Origin of the sequence: Thalassobellus sediminis, assembly GCF_044386045.1 — a bacterium.
Taxonomy (GTDB): domain Bacteria; phylum Bacteroidota; class Bacteroidia; order Flavobacteriales; family Flavobacteriaceae; genus Thalassobellus; species Thalassobellus sediminis.
Genome location: NZ_JBISCD010000040.1, coordinates 302,465 through 321,118 on the forward strand (window position 1 = coordinate 302,465; position 18,654 = coordinate 321,118).

An 18,654-nucleotide genomic window follows, 5' to 3' on the forward strand; every position below is an offset into this window, starting at 1 on the left:
ATGTGACTTTTCTCTTTTTAATGTGTCAAAGAAGAAGTTGTCTCAAACAAAAGAGACTTTAATTTTTAATAATTTAAAAACAGAAATTATGGCAGTATTAAAAGTAATAGAGATTTTATCAAACTCTGAGAAAAGTTGGGAAGATGCTACTAAAAAAGCAGTAAAGCACGCTTCTAAAAGCTTAAAAAATATTCGTTCTGTATATGTTCAAGATCAAAGTGCTAGTGTCAAAGATGGTGAGGTAACAGAATTTAGAGTGAATTTAAAAATTACTTTTGAAGTAGAATAAATACTTCAAAACAATCATATCAAAGCGTTCATAAACTGAACGCTTTTTTTATGCCTAAATTTCGCTAACTTTGAAACATGAAGTATTTACAATTACTATTATTAGCTATTCTTGTTAGCTGTGGTGGACAAAATTCAAAATCAATGGGTCATAAATACACCAACGATCTTATAAATGAAACCAGTCCTTATTTATTGCAACACGCTCACAATCCTGTAAATTGGAATGCTTGGAACAATAAAACCTTAGAAAAAGCAAAAGCTGATAAAAAACTAATACTTATTAGTGTTGGTTATGCAGCTTGCCATTGGTGTCATGTTATGGAACATGAAAGCTTTGAAGATAGCTTGGTAGCCCAAGTAATGAACAAAAACTTTGTTAATATAAAAGTAGATAGAGAAGAACGTCCCGATGTGGATCAAGTTTATATGAGTGCTGTTCAGCTCATGACAGGAAGCGGTGGTTGGCCAATGAATGTGATTGCGCTACCAGATGGTAGACCGGTTTGGGGAGGTACTTATTTTAAGAAAGAACAATGGCTAGATGCGTTAGATAAAATTTCAACTTTATATATTGAAAAACCTGAAAAACTTTACGAATATGCCGATAAATTAGAACAAGGTATTAAATCGCTAGATGTTGTTGAATTAAATACAGACGAACCTGTTTTTAAAAAAAACGATATTGATTCTGCTGTTAGTAATTGGTCTAAAGAATTTGATCATAATTTAGGTGGCATCAATAGATCACCCAAATTCATGATGCCTAATAATTATCATTTTTTATTGAGACAAGCTTATCAAAATAATAACGAAGAATTACAAACCTACGTAAACCTAACTCTTACAAAAATGGCTTATGGTGGTGTTTTTGATCAAGTTGGTGGTGGTTTTTCAAGATACTCAACCGATGCTAAATGGCATGTGCCTCATTTCGAAAAAATGCTTTACGACAATGCACAATTAGTTAGTTTATATGCTGATGCCTACCTCATCACTAAAAACGAATTATATAAAGACATTGTTACCCAAACTTTAGAATATGTTGAGCGCGATATGACTACAGAGAATGGCGCTTTTTATTCTTCTTTAGATGCTGATAGCGATAACACTGAAGGAGAACTTGAAGAAGGTGCTTTTTACGTTTGGAATAAAGACACCTTAAAGGTGATTTTACAAAATGATTACGAATTATTTGCTGACTATTACAACATTAATAATTACGGGCATTGGGAAGCTGATAATTATGTTTTAATTAGAAAAAATGATGATGCTTCAATCATAAAAAAACACAACATATCCAATGCCGTTTTAAATGAAAAAGTAAAAAAATGGAAAGCAACACTTTTAAAAGAACGTAATAAAAGAGAGAAACCTAGATTAGATGATAAAACACTAACATCTTGGAATGCTTTAATGCTTAAAGGCTATGTTGATGCCTATCGTGTTTTTGAAAACAAAGAATATTTGGTTGCTGCCGAAAAGAATGCCCACTTTATTATTAAGAATCAATTACGAGAAGATGGTGGATTAAATCACAGTTATAAAGATGGTAATAGTGCCATAAACGGATATTTAGAAGATTATGCAGCAACTATTGATGCCTTTATTACACTTTATGAAAACACTCTAAATGAAACATGGCTTAACACCGCTAGAGATTTGGCAAACTATACATTTGATCATTTTTATGACGATAAAAGCAACATGTTCTTTTTTACCTCTAATCAAGATAAATCTTTAGTATCTAGAAGTATTGAATATCGTGATAATGTAATTCCTGCTAGTAATTCTATCATGGCTAAAAATTTGTTCAAATTATCTCATTATTTTGATAACGAACACTTTTCAAAAACAGCCATGACGATGTTAAATAATGTAAAACCAGAAATACAGGAATACCCATCTGGATATTCTAATTGGTTAGATTTGATGCTAAACTTTACAAATCCTTATTACGAAGTAGCCATAGTTGGAAAGGATGCTAAACAAAAAATAAAAGCATTAAACAAAACCTATATCCCTAATAAACTTATTGCAGGAAGCACTTCTGAAAACAATATGCCTTTATTAGAAAATAGATATAGCCCCAACAACACACTTATCTATGTTTGTGTAAACAAAGCATGTAAACTACCAGTTTCCAAAGTAAACCAAGCTATAAAACTTTTAAAAGAATGAGCACTATCACATTATTTTTAATCGCCTTTGTCGCATTTGAACATGCCTATTTTTTAATATTAGAAATGTTTTTATGGACCAAACCAAAAGGCATGAAAGCATTTGGTATAAAATCTAAAGAGTTTGCAGAACAAACTAAAGTATTGGCAGCAAACCAAGGTTTGTATAATGGTTTTTTAGCTGCTGGGTTAATATTCTCTATCATTCAAAAAGACATAAAAATCGCTATGTTTTTTCTTATTTGTGTGACTATCGCAGGTATTTACGGGTCTTATTCTACAAAGCAAATTAAACTATTTTACTTTCAGGCAGTTCCTGCTATTCTTGCTTTAATAAGCTGCTTTTTTTAGTACAATTTTCAAGGCTAAAGATTATAATAGTTTTAATTTTGCGTATCTAATTTAACTTTTAAAATTTATATGGATTTAGAAAACATCGACACAGAAAAATGGATTGAATTAGCTTTACAATATGGGCTTAAGATTATAGGAGCTATTGTTATTTGGATTATTGGTTCTTGGGTAATAAAAAAACTTATAAAAACCACCGAAAAAGTAATGTCTAAAAGAGATTATGATGAAAGTCTCCAAAAATTCTTATTAAACTTACTAAGTTGGATTTTAAAAATTGTTTTAATTGTTGTTGTTCTTGGTACCATGGGTGTAGAAACCACATCGTTTGCTGCTCTTTTAGCTGCTGCTGGTTTAGCTATTGGTATGGCTTTACAAGGATCGTTAGGTAATTTTGCAGGTGGTGTTTTAATCATGATTTTTAAACCTATTAAAATTGGTGATTTAATTGAAGCTCAAGGAGAACTTGGTGTTGTAAAAGAAATTGAAATTTTTACAACCAAACTAACTGGCTTATCAAATAGAGAAATCATTATTCCTAATGGATCTTTATCTAACGGAACTATTATTAATTATACGACTGAAGGAACACGTCGTGTAGATTTAACTTTCGGAGTTAGTTATGATGCAGACATCAAAAAAACCAAAGAAGTTTTAATGAATGTCTTAACATCGCACCCTAAAGTTTTAAAAACACCTGCCCCTACTGTAAATGTTTCTGAGTTAGCAGATAGCTCTGTAAATTTTGCAGTAAGACCTTGGTGTAATGCAGAACACTATTGGGATGTATACTTTGATGTTACTGAAAATGTAAAAGAAGCACTTGATGCTGCTGGTATTGAAATTCCATACCCACACCAAGTTGAAATACACAAAGAAGGCTAAAAAATATGATTTTTTAAGATTTAGGTTTCGGCTTTAAAGCCACAAAATCTTTTAAATAATAAGGCTCAAAATAAGCAACATCTTCGGTGTTGCTTTTTTTGTACTTATTATAAGCCAACAAACTCATCTCGTTTGCAGACGGTAATTTATCTTCAATAAAAAAAGCATTAGGGTGATTTAGTAAGTCCTTTGTTTTTTCAACTCCATTACCAATAAAATAGACGTTTCCTTTTTCAAGATAATCTGCAAAGGACGTTTCATCCAAAATTTGTGCTTCTGTATCTCTTACTTGATTATAATTTGAATCAAAAATAGCCGAATATACTTCCATACGTCTGGCATCTAACATCGATACAATAACACCATCATTACAATTTACTTGATATGCTAAAGCTTCTAGAGTAGAAACCGAAATCAATGGCTTATCTAAAGCATAACAAAGCCCTTTAGCAGACGAAACTCCAATACGTAATCCAGTATAAGAACCTGGGCCTTTACTTATGGCTATGGCGCTTAAATCTTTAGCATCAACCTTGGCTTCTTTTAAAATATCATCAATATAAACATGTAATCTTTCGGCATGCGAATAGCCTTTATCATAATCTTCTTTTAAAACGATTGTTTCTCCGTTTTTTGAAAGTGATACCGAACAATTGGTTGTTGCTGTTTCTATACTAAGAATTAATGTACTCATGTTAACTTCAAGTTATTCCATGCAAAACTATCACTTTGTTCTGATATTTCCGCAATGAAATAACTATAACACTATCATTTAAATTTTATTAAAACAAAAAGTCTAATTCGTTAACGATTTTCCCATATAGAAGTCTAAAACTTTTGTCTTAAAAACAAAATCATACTTAGCATTAATTAAAGAAGATTGTGCATTTATTAACTGAACCCTTGCCTGCTCTAATTCAAAAGAAGTCATATTACCAATATCATAGCGTTCTTTAGAATTATTAAATGCTAATTCTTGTGAAGCCATCGATTTTTTTGCAGCCATATACGCTTTCAATCCTGCTTGTGCATCGGTGTAAGCACGTTGTATATTAGATTCTAAGTCTAATTTTGCTTGATCTAAACGAAGTTTACTATTGTCTTCTTGAATTTTTGATTTAGCAACCGAAGTTTTATTCTGAAATCTTGAGAAAATAGGAATACCAACTCTAAGGTTAAAACTATGTCCTTTATTATCATCCAATTGGTCTATAAAAGCCGCCTGATTATTAGCTAGATTTGAATAGAATGCATTGGTACCAAAGCCATAGCTTAATGATACACTTGGTAAATAACCACTTTTAGAAATCTCGGTATTTAACTGTGCATTTTCAATATTCTTTTCGGCTATTTTAATCTCGTTTCTATTTTCTAAGGCATAGTTTAAAACAGGAGTTACACTAGTATATAATAAAGCCTCAGATGGCGTATCAACATCTATAATAACAACATTAAAATCATTAAAAGGGACTTGTAAAAATTGAGACAAAGATAGTAGCGTTAAATTATAATTGTTTTCAGCTATAGTTACTTGTTGTGCATCTCTACTTAAGGTTGCCTCAGCATCAAATATATTAGCTCTTGGTTGTACCCCAGCATCAACTAAATTTTTTACTTGTGTTAATTGCGTTTCGCTGAATTTATATTGCGCTTCTGCTGTTTCTAAATTTTCTTTATTAAACAATACATTTAAATAAGCATTTACCACGTTTAAAGAAATATCATCTTTAATTCTATTCAATTCTAACTCGTTAGTCTCTCTTGTAAGTTTAGATTGTTTGTAAAGGTTTAATGTTCTAAACCCATTAAAAACATTTTGAGACACACTAACACCCAAATTGGTTGAATGACTTGTTCTATTGGCAAAAATACCTTCGGCTACTAAACTAGTACCTAAACTTAAACCTTGTGAAGCGCTAGCACTAACGGATGGTAAAAATTGACCTTTTGCTGCTAAAATATCTTGTTCATTACTTAACAACGAATTCTCTGTTTGCTTAACCGTAATATTATTTTCTAATGCATGTGACACACATTCCTGCAAAGTCCACTGTTTTTGTTGCGCAGAAACTGACAAACAAAGCATCATAAACGCTAAAAACAAAAAGTAGTTTTTCATGTGAATATTTCTAAAATTATTTTTCTTCTTCATCTTCGTTGTCTTTTGAAGCTTTGTTCCACACTTTTATTTTATCGCCTTCTTCAATACCTTCAGTTATTTCAACATTTATACCATCTGATAAACCTAAAGTAACATTCACTTTTTCGAATTTACCTTCTTCTTTTTGTACTTCAACAAAAGGCTTCTCTGTTATTCTATTATATTGTAGTAATGCTTCTTTAATAGCAAAAACACTGTCTTTACTTTCTATATCTATTTCGGCATTAGCACTATAACCTGCTCTTACTTTAGTTTCAGCATCAATAGTAACATTTGCTTTAATAGTGAATTGTACAGCACCATTTTCTTCGATTCCCTTAGGAGCTACAAAAGTTAATTTTGCTGGAAACTCTTTATCATTTATGGCACCAAGTATCACTTTAATATCTTTACCTTCTTCAAGTTTACCAACTTCGGCTTCATCAACTTTACCTTCAAAAATCATTAAACTCATATCTGCAATGGTAGCAATAGTAGTTCCGGCATTAAAGTTGTTACTTTGAATAACTTGATCGCCTTCTCTAACAGGAATTTCTAAAATAGTTCCTGGTATTTGAGCAATGATATTTGTATTTGCAGAACTTCCTCCAGAAATAGAACCCCGTTTTATAATTTGATAATCGTTTTGAGCTTGCCCTAAAGATTCTTTTGATTGGTTGAATGACAACTCACTATTTTCAAAATCTTGTTGAGAAATAACACCTTTATTAAAAAGAGTTTTATTTCTTTCATATAATACTTTGGCATTATCAAACGACAATCTTGACGATGCTATTCGACTCTTAGCACTTACCAAACTTTGTTCGTTAGGCACCACTCTAATTTTAGCAATTAAATCACCTTTTTTAACGATATCTCCTTCCTCTACAAAAATTTCATCTACAATACCAGAAATTTGAGGTTTCAATTCTATTTCCTCTTCAGGATTTAATTTCCCTGTAGCTACTGCTTCTGTTTTTATAGATGTATAAAAAGGTTCATCTACTTTAAAATCTTCAATAGCTTTTGAATTTGCATCTTTAAAATACTTAAGTACAAATGCTAATAGTATGATGGCTACTATTACTAAAATAATTTTTACTGTTTTGTTCATTTTTTTGATTGTTTATTCTTCTCTTAATGCTTCTATAGGTTTTATACTTGTGGCTTTAAACGCAGGTATTAACCCAATTAAAGTACCTAAAACGACTAATATTACTAAGGCTATAAATACAACGGCTATTGACACTGATGCATTTACAATAACGGCATCGCTTCCTTGCCCAAAGGCACTATCTAACGCTATTAAAATCCAACCTCCAGTTATAATACCTACTAAACCAGCTACTAAAGTTAAAAACACTGCTTCAACAACTATCTGTCGTTTTATTTCAAAAGGTGTTGCGCCTAAAGCTCGTCGAACTCCAATTTCTTTAGTTCGTTCTTTTACTGTGATAAGCAAAATATTTCCAATAGCAAATACACCTGCAAATAAGGTTGCAATACCTACAAACCAAGTTAAAAATTGCATACCAATTAAAAATCCGGTGATTTTAGCAAATTCTTTTCCTAAATTAAAACTACCAAAGGCTCTATTATCTTTTGGATGAACTTTATTTAAGTTTTTAAGTAACAACTTAGCATCGTTTTCTATTTGCTTTATATCATATTCTGGCTTCCCCGTAATCATCATCCAACCAATTTGATCACCTTGATTATAGATTTGTTGAAAGGTTGTAAATGGAATATGCATATCGGATGTAGGGCCCATATTAGGATTGCCATTTTCAAACATGCCAACAACTTTGAAGTTGATTTTATTGATTTGAATGTACTCACCTATAGGCATTTTATCTTTTTCAAAAAGTTGTTTATAAGCCTCTTCAGATATAACTGCTACTTTTTTAGTATTATCAATGTCATTTTGATTTATAAAACGCCCATAAATTAATCGTTTCTTTTGAACCTTATCTAGTAAAGGATAGTCGCCATTTACAGAAAAACTACTAGATGAAAAATTTCTTATTACTGTAGCCTGGTTTTGATTTCTTGGAACAAGAAATTCGATGCCTTCAACATTTTCTTCAACTTTTTTAGCATCGGTTAAAGATAACCTTACTCGTTTTCCTTCTTGAAACCCTTTAAAAGGCTTACCTGTACTTTGCCCCCAAATAAACACGCTATTGGTAGCGAAATCGCCAAATAAACGATTAAATGAATTTTCTAAACCTCTTGCTGAACCTAAAAGCCCTATTAATAACAAAATACCCCACCAAACGCCTACCATAGTTAAGATAGACCTTAGTTTGTTTTTACTAAAGCTATCGAAAACTTCTTGCCATGTATCTCTATCGAATAAAAATTTAAACATAATTAATCGTTTCTTAGTGCTACAATTGGTTTAATTCTTGATGCCTTTTTTGCTGGTAAATAGCCTGCAATAGTTCCTGCTCCTATTAAAGTAAGGGTTGCTCCTATTACCAAACTATTACTTACTCCTGGGTCTTTTATAAAATATGTTTCTAAACTAGGGCCTACAAGTTCTAAAACACCTACTCCTATCAATAAGCCAACATAACCAGCAATAGCCGTAATAAATATAGATTCTAATAAAACAATAAAAACAATCGATCTAGGAGAAGCTCCTAATGCTTTACGAATACCTATTTCTTTAGTACGCTCCTTTACTATAAAAATCATAATATTACTAACGCCAACGATGCCTGCTATTAAGGTTCCAAAACCTATTACAAGAATAATAACAGTTAACCCAAAAGTCATTTGACCAATAGCTTTAGTTCCTTCTGCCATATTACGAACTCTAATAGCTCTCTGATCTGTTCTTGCTACAGAAAAACGATCTTTTAGCTTTTTTGTAATCAAGTTGCTAAACGATAAAGCCTCATCATAATTCATTTCTGGATTATAGGTAAGATTTATTTGGTCTATATAATCGTTACTACCATAAACTTGCTGAGCCGTACTTATTGGCATATAAATTCTTCTTTCTTCATTATCGCCACCATCATCAGCAAAAACACCTATCACTTTATAAAGTACGCCACTAAGATTTACATACTTGCCTAATGCCGTCGTTTTTAAAAACAAATCTTCTTCCACCAATCGACCAATAACAACAACCTTTGTTTTATTTTTAATATCATTTTGATTAATATAACGACCTTCATAAGTTTTAGTTTTCTCTAAAAATTGATGATCTGGATGAACAGCTCTTAAATCATATGTATTCTGTTCGTTTCTATAAGAAGCGGTAACGTTTTTATAAATTCTACCTGTAATAAACTCTACTTTATTACCAAATTCATCTTTTATATAATTAAAGTCATCGTTTTTAAATTGTATGCGTCTATTTGCCTGAAGTCCTTTTGAAGCTTTAGATGTCCTACCAGATCTAATAGTTATAGAATTTGTAGCATCATCTACAAAAGCTTCTTTAAATGTGTTTTTTAAACCGTTGGCAATACCAAAAAGAATGGTAAATAACAAAATAGCAAACGCTACAGTAAACCCAGACAATAAACTTCTAGTTCTATTTTTGTTAATACTTTGAAATATTTCCCTCCAAAGGTCTATATCAAACATACTGCTCTGCTCTAACTTGATCTACTTTTTTATCTTCCATTATAACACCATCACGAAGACGAACAATACGTTTACACATATTTGCGATATCTTCTTCGTGTGTTACCATTAAAATGGTTTTCCCTTCATCATTTAACTGCTGAATAAATGCCATAATTTCATGTGAAGTTTTGGTATCTAATGCTCCTGTTGGCTCATCTGCCAATAATAATTTTGGATTTGCTGCCAATGCTCTTGCTATAGCCACACGTTGGTTTTGGCCTCCAGATAGTTCTTTAGGTAAATGTTCTGCCCAATCTGCTAATCCTACTTTTTCTAAATGAAATAATGCGAGTTCTTGACGTTCTTTACGTTTCATGCCTTGATAATATAGTGGTAAAGCCACATTTTCTAAAGCATTTTTATAATTAATTAGGTTGAAAGATTGAAAAATAAATCCTAAAAACTTATTTCTATAAACGGCTGCTTTCTTTTCTGTAAGGTCTTTAATTGGTAAACCATCGAGGATATATTCACCTTCATCTGCTTCATCTAGCATGCCAATGATATTAAGTAATGTAGATTTTCCAGAGCCTGAAGAGCCCATGATTGCTACCATTTCGCCTTCTTCTACAGAAAGATCAATTCCTTTTAAAACATGTAAACTAGAATCACCTATTGGATAGGATTTGTGAAGTTGTTTGATTTCTAACATTTCTTGATTGATTGATTAAGTTATACCACTTAAAGATTAGACTATTAAAACAAAGAAATGTTACAAAAAGTATTCCAGAAAATTTTTAGTACTTTTTTAACGTATTATAAATAAAGGAACTAAGACCTAATTCTCTTTATAAAATAATAAGACATATCTCGCATTGAAATTAATCTCTAAAATATTTTTATCTAAAGCTATTCTTCATTAAATACTAATTACCCATCGCTTGATATCTACTTGAAGCATCACATTCTATAATTAACTTTTCAATTTTACCAATATGTAAATCAGCTTTATTTACAAGCTTCGCATTTAGTGTTTTAAATAAATTACTTCTATACAAATACACTTTAGAATTATTCATATTTAATTTAGTTAAACTAACATTAGATTTACTAACATTTAAAGATAAGTTAGACTTATTTTTTACATCTACATCAATATAATCTATTAATTTATTTTCAAGCTTCCCATTAAGTTTACTATTATTAAGTGTTATAAATAAACTATCACTTTTCAAATTATTTAAATAAATACTAGACTCTTTTTTCCCAACAATACTCTTTACTGACTTACATTTTATAATTGTAGGAGCAACATAATTCCCTTTTGAAACATATAAGGTGTCATTTAATATTTTATACTCTGGAAGATTAAATACAGTATCTTTTTTAAATAAGACTGCAGACATTGAATTTACAGAATCACTTTCAATCTGAAGATTAGCATCAAGCTCTGCAACAATTACTGAAAAAGATTTTAGACTTTTAGGTGGAATCGATTTTCTATTAAGACTAGAATTATACCCTTTAGGGTTCCCCTCTTGTTTAAGTGTATAAGCATCTTTTGAATCTATATACAATACGAGTATGGCTGTTATTATGAATCCGAAAAAGGACAGTAATATATATTGCGATGTTTTCATGTTAGTCGTTGTTTTTTATTTCAGATATAATTTTTTGAAGGTCTTTACTATTTAATTTTAGTAAACGTATTTTTTCAAGCAGAAAGGGTTCTTCATTTTCAAAAAAAGCTTTTTTTTCTTTTTCCTTAATTAACTGTAATGCATTTTCTGCTACAAAAAAACCAACACCTCGTTTATTAGTAAATATGCTTTCGTCATGTAAATAACTAAACGTTCGCATAACGGTATTTCTATTAACTTCAAGTTCTGAGGCTAAATCTCGTACCGAAGGTACACGGTCATTAGGAAGTAATTTCCCGTCGAGAATCTGATTGCACAAACTATCTGCAATTTGTAAAAAGATGCCTTTATTAGATTTAAATTCCATATTACAGCTCTTTTTCTTTTAATTTAAAATAAGCCAATGGCAACAAAAACAAACTAGACACAACACCTATTATATAAATACATAATTGAATATTATATAAATTTTTAGATAACTTATAATCTTCTAAAAAAATAGGTCCTCCATATGAATGTAACTTTTCTGGAAAAAAGAACATGGTACAAACCATAAAAAGTAAAAAAACAAAAGCCAGTATACCCGTAAAACTTAATATCGTTTTAAATAGCGCATACTTTTTAAAATAAGTAGCTCCAGCAAATAAAAATGCAGCTAATGTAAATAACCCTCCTAAAATTGCTATTAAATCAAACGTAGTTTTAATTCCATTCTCAGGCTTAAAAGCTTCAAAAAGCACAAAATCATCTATTTGTGTTTGTACCCGCCATTCAAATAAGTTGTAAATACTACCTGCTATTTTAAAATCAAGCCAAAACAAGGGTATAAAAAGTATGATAAAACATAATATTCTAATAACAAACTGTATTAAAAACTTTTCAAACACAGATGCTGGAAGCATTAAATAACTAATAGCACTTTTTTTATTTCTCAATAATGGGAAACTTGTGCCTACTACAATAATGAGACCTATAAAAAAAGTAAAATAAAATAGAGGTAAATAGTCATTAACTCTAAAGTTTTTATATGAGCTTGAAATAAAAAAAAGATCGATAAATATAAGTCCTAAAAATAAACCAATACAAAAAGACAAGTATGTTTTAGCATGAAGTTTAAGGTCGTGTCGAAAAGTGTTATTAAAACGTTTTATATTAAAGTGATTTTTAAACATAGCTTAAAATATTATTTCAGTTTTGTTAGTAATAGCATTAAATAAAAGTTCCATATCAATATCTGTTTCCTCGTCATTCTCGACAGGCAACATCGCATTAAAACCTTCTGGACATTTTTCGTGATACAATATATTAGGCATTGATGTTATATTTGCCACTTTTTTAAATTGCACTTTTTCTGTAATTTCTGTAATTCCTTTTTCAAAAATAATTTGCCCTTCTTCTAAAATTACAATCTTATCAATTATTGTTTCTATATCCTTTACTTGATGTGTAGAGATAATAACCAATTGATTATCTTCGATAGAACTAACCAATATTTTTCTAAAAACACTTTTAGAAGGAATGTCTAAACCATTAGTAGGCTCATCTAAAAGCAATATTTTACAATTAGTAGCTAAAGCAAAAGCAATAATAAATTTTTTCTGTTGCCCATGCGATAATTTATTTAGCTTATCCTTTTCATTTAGCTCAAATTCCAATAGAATACCAGCCATCTTTTCAAAATCAAAATTCTCATATAAAGATGCATACGCTTTCAAATAACTATTAATAGATATTGGCGGCAAAAACAACTCATCTGTCACTAAAAAAATGTCTGATAAAAAATTAGGGTTTCGTTTAAAAGGCACATAACCATTTACTTCTAAACTTCCTTTTTTTGGAGCTATTAAGCCTGCAATTAAATTTAATAATGTTGACTTACCTGCACCATTTTTACCAAGTAACCCAACTATATTGCCTTCCTTTTGCTCAAAGGCTAAATCTTTAAACAAGTCTTTTTTCTTGTTATAATAAAAGGATATGTTTTTTGATTGAATCATAAACTAATGTATTAGTGTCCTATTTAAGTATGACACAAATATATAATTTAATTTCAACTAACCAAATACAAAATTGATTATTCTTACTTTCTTAAAAATTAACTCTTTGATTTATTGTACTTCCTATAAATAAAGTAACCTATTCCTCCAACAAGAATATAAGGAATAGCCATTAAGTAAACAATCCCATCGTTAATACCCTCAGCTGCTGTTTGCCCTTCTTCACTTTCTAAAACAGCACGACACATGGCGCATTGTGCATTAGTCTCTATAAAAAAGAGAAAAGAAAAAAGAAAAAAGAAAATTTTATGTTTCATTTTAAATATAATATGGTGAAATCATTATATAAACAATTACACCTGTAATAGCTACATATAACCATAAAGGAAATGTGATTTTTGCTATCTTTTTATGTTTTTCAATATTATTAGTAATAGCTCTTACATAAGTTATGAGTACAAAAGGAATAACTGTAATTGATAAAACAATATGACTTATTAGTATAAAATAATACAAAATTTTAAAATCACCTGCATAACTTGTAGAATTGCTAGTCATATGATACAAAACGTACATTACTAAAAACAAAACCGATAGTATAATAGCCAATTTCATGAGTTTTTCATGCAACTTTCTATTTCCTTTTTTAATTTGAAATACAGCTAAAACTAAAACTAATGAAGTAATACCATTAATAGTTGCATAAATTGGTGGTAAAAACACAGGCAGCTCTAAATCTATTTTTACACCAAAAAGAATAGCAACAGCAGCGGGAATGACTATTGATAAAATAATAATTAATTTATTGTATTTTTTGTCGTCTAGAATTTCTTTTGAATTACTCATTTAGCAACTTTTTTATATCTTCTTTTAATGCACTAATTTGTTCTGTTTCTCCATCATCATCAACCTTTTCATCTTCTGAAGCAATACCTCTGTAATAAATAATTGGGTTTCCAAAATCATCTTTTCTAGAACGGATAAAACCATTTTTATCTATAAGAGCAAAGTTTCCTGAATGCTCAAAACCACCAGCAGATTCGTCACCTTCGCCAACATAAATATTAAAACCTGTGTTAGCTAAATTGTAAATAGCATCCTTATCGCCACTCATTAAATTCCAATTCGGGTTTGTTACGCCATAATTATCGGCGTAAGCTTTAAGAATTTCCGGAGTATCGTAATCTGGATTTATAGTAAAAGATGCCACACCAAAATCATCAAAATCTTTAAATGTGTTTTGAACTTGAATAAGGTTTGCATTCATTCTAGGGCAAATAGTTGGGCAGGTTGTAAAAAAGAACTCAACAACATAAACTTTACCTTCGTAATCTTTATTGGTTATTATTTTACCATCTTGATTCGTGAATGAAAAAGCAGGCACTTTTTTAGGTTCACCATTAATTTTAATAAAAGATAAATCTGAAAGTGTTGCTTTTTTATCATCTGCAAAATCACTTCTACTTTCATTTCTAATAACATCTCCATTAGAAATTCTATCAACTATTTTTGGAACAAAAATAATTCCAAAAACCAAGATAATAAATGCAATACCTATATACGAATAATTAGTTTTTTTGTTCATTTTAAAAGTCTATTCTATATTAATTATCAACATTACCATTTAAATCGCTAGCACGCCTGGTATCAGAATTAAAATCGCCTTTACGCTTTTGTCTGTATTCAGTAAAAAGTACACGCAAATCTTCAGCACTCATTTTATTTTTCAATTCTGCAACTTCTATACAACTATAAAAATTTAATCCGTATATGGGTTTATTATTTGCTTTCTCATCATCTGATCTATCGTCTAACCTTCCTCTTTGATTCAAATCTGTATCAATAATAAAAACTTTATCAGAAGCAAAATTTTCGTCTAACAAAAAATCACTTTTCAAACTTTTAAAAATGTTTTGTATATCATATTCTTCCAAAAAAACAAAATGCCAAAATCGTAAATCTTCATAAGATGAAATTTCTCGAAACAATTCCTCTGCCTCATTTCGAGCTTCTATTGGAACTAATACTACTATTTGAAACTTTTTAAACCCTTTAAATTTATCGTAGACAATTTCTTTTAAATTTAAACCTTCAATAGATTTACTCATTGGGCTTTTACCAAAAAAAGCCAAAACAGTTAAGTGATCTTTTAACTTAATGTCTAAATTATCTTTAAAATAAAAGTCATTTATATTTGTTTCAACAATATCTAATGTCTTATAATTCTCAGTAGAAATTGACATAATAAAAACAAACATTACTGGTAATAAAAATAAAATACCTAATATTAGTTTTTTTTTTATTTGCTTGTATTTCATAAGTGCAAAAATAAAAAAAGACGGTTTAAAAACCGCCTTTATATATCTATTTAACTATTATTTAGTTAAAAATCTCTTTTAATAAATCCATTATCATATACTCTAAAAACGTATCCGCCTTCTTGTAATAAAATGAATATAAAATATAATACTAAGAAAATTGCTATCCATACAACAGAACGTCTTAATCCTTTAGTTTCATCACGCATGTGCATGAAATCCCAAGTAATATAATATGCTTTTACTAAAGTTAGTATAATAAAAACCCAGTTAAGAGCTTTCATACCCAAAACCTGCCCCATTAAAACTTCTGGTTTATATATACCAAGTACAACTTCTATAGCTGTTACAAAAGTTAAAAAGATTAAAACACCCCAAATTTTTTGAGTATTAGATTTAAACTTCCAAAGCCCTCTAAATATTTCTAATTTATGTTCGTGTGCCATTTTTTATGCTTTTAAAATCCCGATTATTTAGGAATAAAAATATTATTATATAATTAAACTAGGTAGAAGAATGTAAATACAAATACCCAAACTAAATCTACAAAGTGCCAGTATAAACCAACTTTCTCTACCATTTCATAGCTTTTACGTCTTTCGTAAGTTCCTAATACCACATTAAAGAAAATAATGATATTAATTACAACACCTGAAAATACGTGAAAACCGTGAAAGCCTGTAATAAAGAAAAAGAAATCTGCAAATAATGGAGAACCATATTCATTTACATGCAAATTAGCACCTTCAACCACAGCTGTACCATTAGTTTTTAACTGCTTTAATGATTCTTCTCTAGATAAAACTGTTTTCTCACCTTCATCATTTATTATTTGAGTTCTAACTAACACATTTTCATGCGATTCTAAACCATGTATAACTTCATCAACAGTATAAGTTGGTAATGTTCCTTCTCCAACAAACCATAATCCATTTTTTCTTTCATGCTGATCTCTTTCTGCATGTGCATCGGCTACAACAAAATCTCTAAGTGCTACACGATGACCATCAGTATCTACAAATTGAAGAATATTTCCTCCTTTTGTTTGTACAGCACCATAATCCCCTTGAATAAATGTCGCCCATTCCCAAGCTTGAGATCCCACAAATATTAAACCACCAATGATGGTTAAAAACATGTAGATTGTTACTTTAGCTTTATTTAAATGATGTCCTGCATCTACAGCTAATACCATAGTTACAGACGACATAATAAGCACAAATGTCATAAATGCTACATATATCATTGGCAGGTCTTGACCATGTAAAAACGGCACGTGCGTAAACACTTCATCGGCAATTGGCCATGCATCAATAAACTTAAATCTTGAAAATCCGTAGGCTGCTAAAAAGCCTGAAAATGTTAAAGCATCTGAAACAATGAAAAACCACATCATCATTTTTCCATAACTTGCTTTTAACGGTTCGTTACCGCCTCCCCAAGTTTTGCCTTCTGTTCCAGTAGTTACAACTGTAGTACTCATATACGTTGGTTATTTTTTAAGTTGCACAAAAATAATCATTTTATTTATCTGACGAAATATACAACCGTAAATTTTAAACTATGATAAATGTTAGTTTTATTGAATTTTAAATGATATTAAAATAAACTACCCTACAAATCTTAATAACAAATATAGGAATACCCAAAGTATACCTACAAAATGCCAAAAAGTTGCAGCTAATTCAAACCCTAGTATTTTTATTGCACTATACTTTTGTTTAAAATGATTATAAATTACAACTAAAATACATATTAACCCAGCTACTACATGTAATACATGAAAAAATGCTATCAAAAAAATAAAAGAAGACTTAGGATTACTTATTTCTCCTGTAAAACGATAACCAGCTTCTATTAAAGCCTCGAAACCTGCAAATTGTAAAAACACAAATAAAACACCTAAACCTAGAGTTGATATTAACAAAAGAGATGTAAGTGATCTATTTTCTTTTATTAAAGCTTGTTTTGCAAAAATAAAAGTCAAACTACTTAGCAAAACAACAAAAACGCTTATTAAAAAAATATTTGGAAGTTCTAATTCTGTAGCCCAATCTGGTCTATTTCTACTAATAATGACTGCACTTGTTAAACCTGCAAAAGCCATAAAAAGTGAAATAAGGCTAAACCACAGCATCATTTTTTTTGCTCTACTATTTTTTTCTTCTGAAGTTCCTTGTGTTAAATCCATGATTAACTTATAAATTTATCGACAACATAAACAATTTGAATCAGTGTTATATATAAAACACTAGCCAACATCAATTGTTTTGCAGCCTGCTCAGTCATTTTTTTAAATAATTTGATCGCATAATACAACATACCTAACCCTAAAATAAAGACTAAAATAGCTGGTATTATTGATAGATGTAAATCTCCTGTAAAACCAAATACAGGAATAATAGAAACAAGTATCGTCCAAATAGTATACATCATAACTTGCACTGCTGTTCCTTTATCTTGCTTTCCTGTAGGCAACATAAAAAATCCACCTTTTTTATAATCTTCAAACAAAAACCAACCAATAGCCCAAAAGTGAGGAAATTGCCAGAAAAACTGTAATGCAAATAAAGTCCCTGGTTCTATTCCAAAATCATCTGTCGCAGCTACCCAACCTAACATAAAAGGTATAGCACCAGGTATAGCACCAACAAATACAGAAATAGGTGTTTTTGTTTTTAATGGTGTATAAACACAGGTATATATAAAAATAGAAATAGCCCCAAACATGGCTGTTTGCTTATTAATAGTATATAATATAATAATACCTAATAATGTAAAAATAGAGGCGATAATAAAAGCAGTGTTAACCGACATGCGTCCCGCAGGAATAGGTCTATTTTTGGTACGATCCATTAAAGCATCTAAATCTTTTTCAATAATTTGATTAAATGCATTAGAAGCACCTACCATAAAATAACCTCCTAAGCCTAGTAAAATTAAGGTTTTAAAGTCAACCGTATCTACGCCCAATAAATAACCAGCAATAGATGAAAAAACCACACTTAATGCCAATCGCATTTTAGTGATTTCTTTAAAATCTGAAATTACAGAAGGAGCTGATAATGAAGTTTTTGAATTACTCAATGTGTCTTTCGCTTAATCGCTTTTATATAGCGAGTGCAAAGATACTTTATAAAACCATTTTGAGCAATGCTTTTAAAGGTAAATTAAAATAGATGGTTATCAATAAAAATATTTTGGGCGTAAACCAAAGGGGCGGACTTTCACTACTCACTTCCTCCTTAGGTCGGCGAGCTCAAACATACC

Annotated in this window: 22 protein-coding genes; 4 read left to right on the top strand and 18 right to left on the bottom strand. The window is 30.1% G+C overall.

Features of this window, described 5'->3' with window-relative positions:
• Positions 1-88: 88 nt before the first annotated feature.
• The 4 genes from ACH5TW_RS08100 to ACH5TW_RS08115 all read left to right on the top strand — a co-directional run bounded on the left by ACH5TW_RS08100 (position 89) and on the right by ACH5TW_RS08115 (position 3,704).
• Positions 89-289, top strand: coding sequence for a dodecin family protein (locus ACH5TW_RS08100; protein ID WP_439336002.1), 201 nt, complete (start codon positions 89-91; stop codon positions 287-289).
• 143 nt (positions 290-432) lie between these two features.
• A complete protein-coding gene (locus ACH5TW_RS08105; protein ID WP_439337499.1) occupies positions 433-2,469 on the top strand; it encodes a thioredoxin domain-containing protein in 2,037 nt (678 codons plus the stop codon).
• Positions 2,466-2,819, top strand: coding sequence for a DUF1304 domain-containing protein (locus ACH5TW_RS08110; protein ID WP_439336003.1), 354 nt, complete (start codon positions 2,466-2,468; stop codon positions 2,817-2,819). The genes ACH5TW_RS08105 and ACH5TW_RS08110 overlap by 4 nt, the downstream gene beginning before the upstream one ends.
• A gap of 69 nt (positions 2,820-2,888) precedes the next feature.
• Positions 2,889-3,704, top strand: a complete 816-nt coding sequence (locus tag ACH5TW_RS08115; RefSeq protein ID WP_439336004.1) for a mechanosensitive ion channel family protein — start codon at positions 2,889-2,891, stop codon at positions 3,702-3,704.
• A gap of 13 nt (positions 3,705-3,717) precedes the next feature.
• On the opposite strand, the gene tsaB is transcribed toward ACH5TW_RS08115, so the two are convergent.
• The 18 genes from tsaB to cyoE form a co-directional block, all read right to left on the bottom strand.
• Positions 3,718-4,398, bottom strand: coding sequence for a tRNA (adenosine(37)-N6)-threonylcarbamoyltransferase complex dimerization subunit type 1 TsaB (tsaB, locus tag ACH5TW_RS08120; RefSeq protein WP_439336005.1), 681 nt, complete (start codon positions 4,396-4,398; stop codon positions 3,718-3,720).
• A gap of 102 nt (positions 4,399-4,500) precedes the next feature.
• Complete coding sequence (locus tag ACH5TW_RS08125; RefSeq protein WP_439336006.1) at positions 4,501-5,856, bottom strand: TolC family protein; 1,356 nt, start codon at positions 5,854-5,856, stop codon at positions 4,501-4,503.
• Complete coding sequence (locus tag ACH5TW_RS08130) at positions 5,840-6,958, bottom strand: efflux RND transporter periplasmic adaptor subunit (protein WP_439336007.1); 1,119 nt, start codon at positions 6,956-6,958, stop codon at positions 5,840-5,842. Before ACH5TW_RS08130 ends, ACH5TW_RS08125 begins: the two co-directional genes overlap by 17 nt.
• A 12-nt stretch (positions 6,959-6,970) precedes the next feature.
• Positions 6,971-8,215, bottom strand: coding sequence for an ABC transporter permease (locus ACH5TW_RS08135; RefSeq protein ID WP_439336008.1), 1,245 nt, complete (start codon positions 8,213-8,215; stop codon positions 6,971-6,973).
• Positions 8,216-8,217: 2 nt separating this feature from the next.
• On the bottom strand, positions 8,218-9,447 hold the full coding sequence (locus ACH5TW_RS08140) for an ABC transporter permease (protein ID WP_439336009.1): 1,230 nt from the start codon (positions 9,445-9,447) through the stop codon (positions 8,218-8,220).
• Positions 9,440-10,141: an ABC transporter ATP-binding protein gene (locus ACH5TW_RS08145; RefSeq protein WP_439336010.1), complete on the bottom strand. Its 702-nt coding sequence runs from the start codon at positions 10,139-10,141 to the stop codon at positions 9,440-9,442. The genes ACH5TW_RS08140 and ACH5TW_RS08145 overlap by 8 nt, the downstream gene beginning before the upstream one ends.
• Before the next feature lie 214 nt (positions 10,142-10,355).
• Positions 10,356-11,069, bottom strand: a complete 714-nt coding sequence (locus ACH5TW_RS08150; protein ID WP_439336011.1) for a hypothetical protein — start codon at positions 11,067-11,069, stop codon at positions 10,356-10,358.
• A 1-nt stretch (position 11,070) separates the two neighbouring features.
• Positions 11,071-11,436 (bottom strand): GntR family transcriptional regulator, encoded by a 366-nt coding sequence (locus ACH5TW_RS08155; RefSeq protein WP_439336012.1) that lies wholly within the window; start codon positions 11,434-11,436, stop codon positions 11,071-11,073.
• 1 nt (position 11,437) lies between these two features.
• Positions 11,438-12,241: a hypothetical protein gene (locus ACH5TW_RS08160; protein WP_439336013.1), complete on the bottom strand. Its 804-nt coding sequence runs from the start codon at positions 12,239-12,241 to the stop codon at positions 11,438-11,440.
• A gap of 3 nt (positions 12,242-12,244) precedes the next feature.
• Positions 12,245-13,066: an ABC transporter ATP-binding protein gene (locus ACH5TW_RS08165; RefSeq protein WP_439336014.1), complete on the bottom strand. Its 822-nt coding sequence runs from the start codon at positions 13,064-13,066 to the stop codon at positions 12,245-12,247.
• Positions 13,067-13,164: 98 nt separating this feature from the next.
• Entirely contained in the window at positions 13,165-13,383 is a 219-nt protein-coding gene (locus tag ACH5TW_RS08170; RefSeq protein WP_439336015.1) for a hypothetical protein, read from the bottom strand.
• Between the two features lies 1 nt (position 13,384).
• On the bottom strand, positions 13,385-13,912 hold the full coding sequence (locus ACH5TW_RS08175; protein WP_439336016.1) for a DUF420 domain-containing protein: 528 nt from the start codon (positions 13,910-13,912) through the stop codon (positions 13,385-13,387).
• A complete protein-coding gene (locus tag ACH5TW_RS08180; RefSeq protein ID WP_439336017.1) occupies positions 13,905-14,651 on the bottom strand; it encodes an SCO family protein in 747 nt (248 codons plus the stop codon). The genes ACH5TW_RS08175 and ACH5TW_RS08180 overlap by 8 nt, the downstream gene beginning before the upstream one ends.
• Positions 14,652-14,670: 19 nt before the next feature.
• Positions 14,671-15,384 (bottom strand): hypothetical protein, encoded by a 714-nt coding sequence (locus tag ACH5TW_RS08185; RefSeq protein WP_439336018.1) that lies wholly within the window; start codon positions 15,382-15,384, stop codon positions 14,671-14,673.
• 65 nt (positions 15,385-15,449) lie between these two features.
• The gene (locus ACH5TW_RS08190) at positions 15,450-15,830 is read right to left on the bottom strand and encodes a cytochrome C oxidase subunit IV family protein (RefSeq protein WP_439336019.1); all 381 of its coding nucleotides are present in this window, start codon (positions 15,828-15,830) and stop codon (positions 15,450-15,452) included.
• A 53-nt stretch (positions 15,831-15,883) separates the two neighbouring features.
• Positions 15,884-16,867 carry a cytochrome c oxidase subunit 3 gene (locus ACH5TW_RS08195; RefSeq protein WP_439336020.1) on the bottom strand — a complete coding sequence of 328 codons (984 nt, stop codon included), beginning with the start codon at positions 16,865-16,867 and terminating at the stop codon, positions 15,884-15,886.
• A 126-nt stretch (positions 16,868-16,993) separates the two neighbouring features.
• Positions 16,994-17,575 (bottom strand): cytochrome c oxidase subunit 3, encoded by a 582-nt coding sequence (locus ACH5TW_RS08200; RefSeq protein WP_439336021.1) that lies wholly within the window; start codon positions 17,573-17,575, stop codon positions 16,994-16,996.
• A gap of 2 nt (positions 17,576-17,577) precedes the next feature.
• Positions 17,578-18,471, bottom strand: a complete 894-nt coding sequence (cyoE, locus tag ACH5TW_RS08205; RefSeq protein ID WP_439336022.1) for a heme o synthase — start codon at positions 18,469-18,471, stop codon at positions 17,578-17,580.
• Positions 18,472-18,654 lie beyond the last annotated feature (183 nt).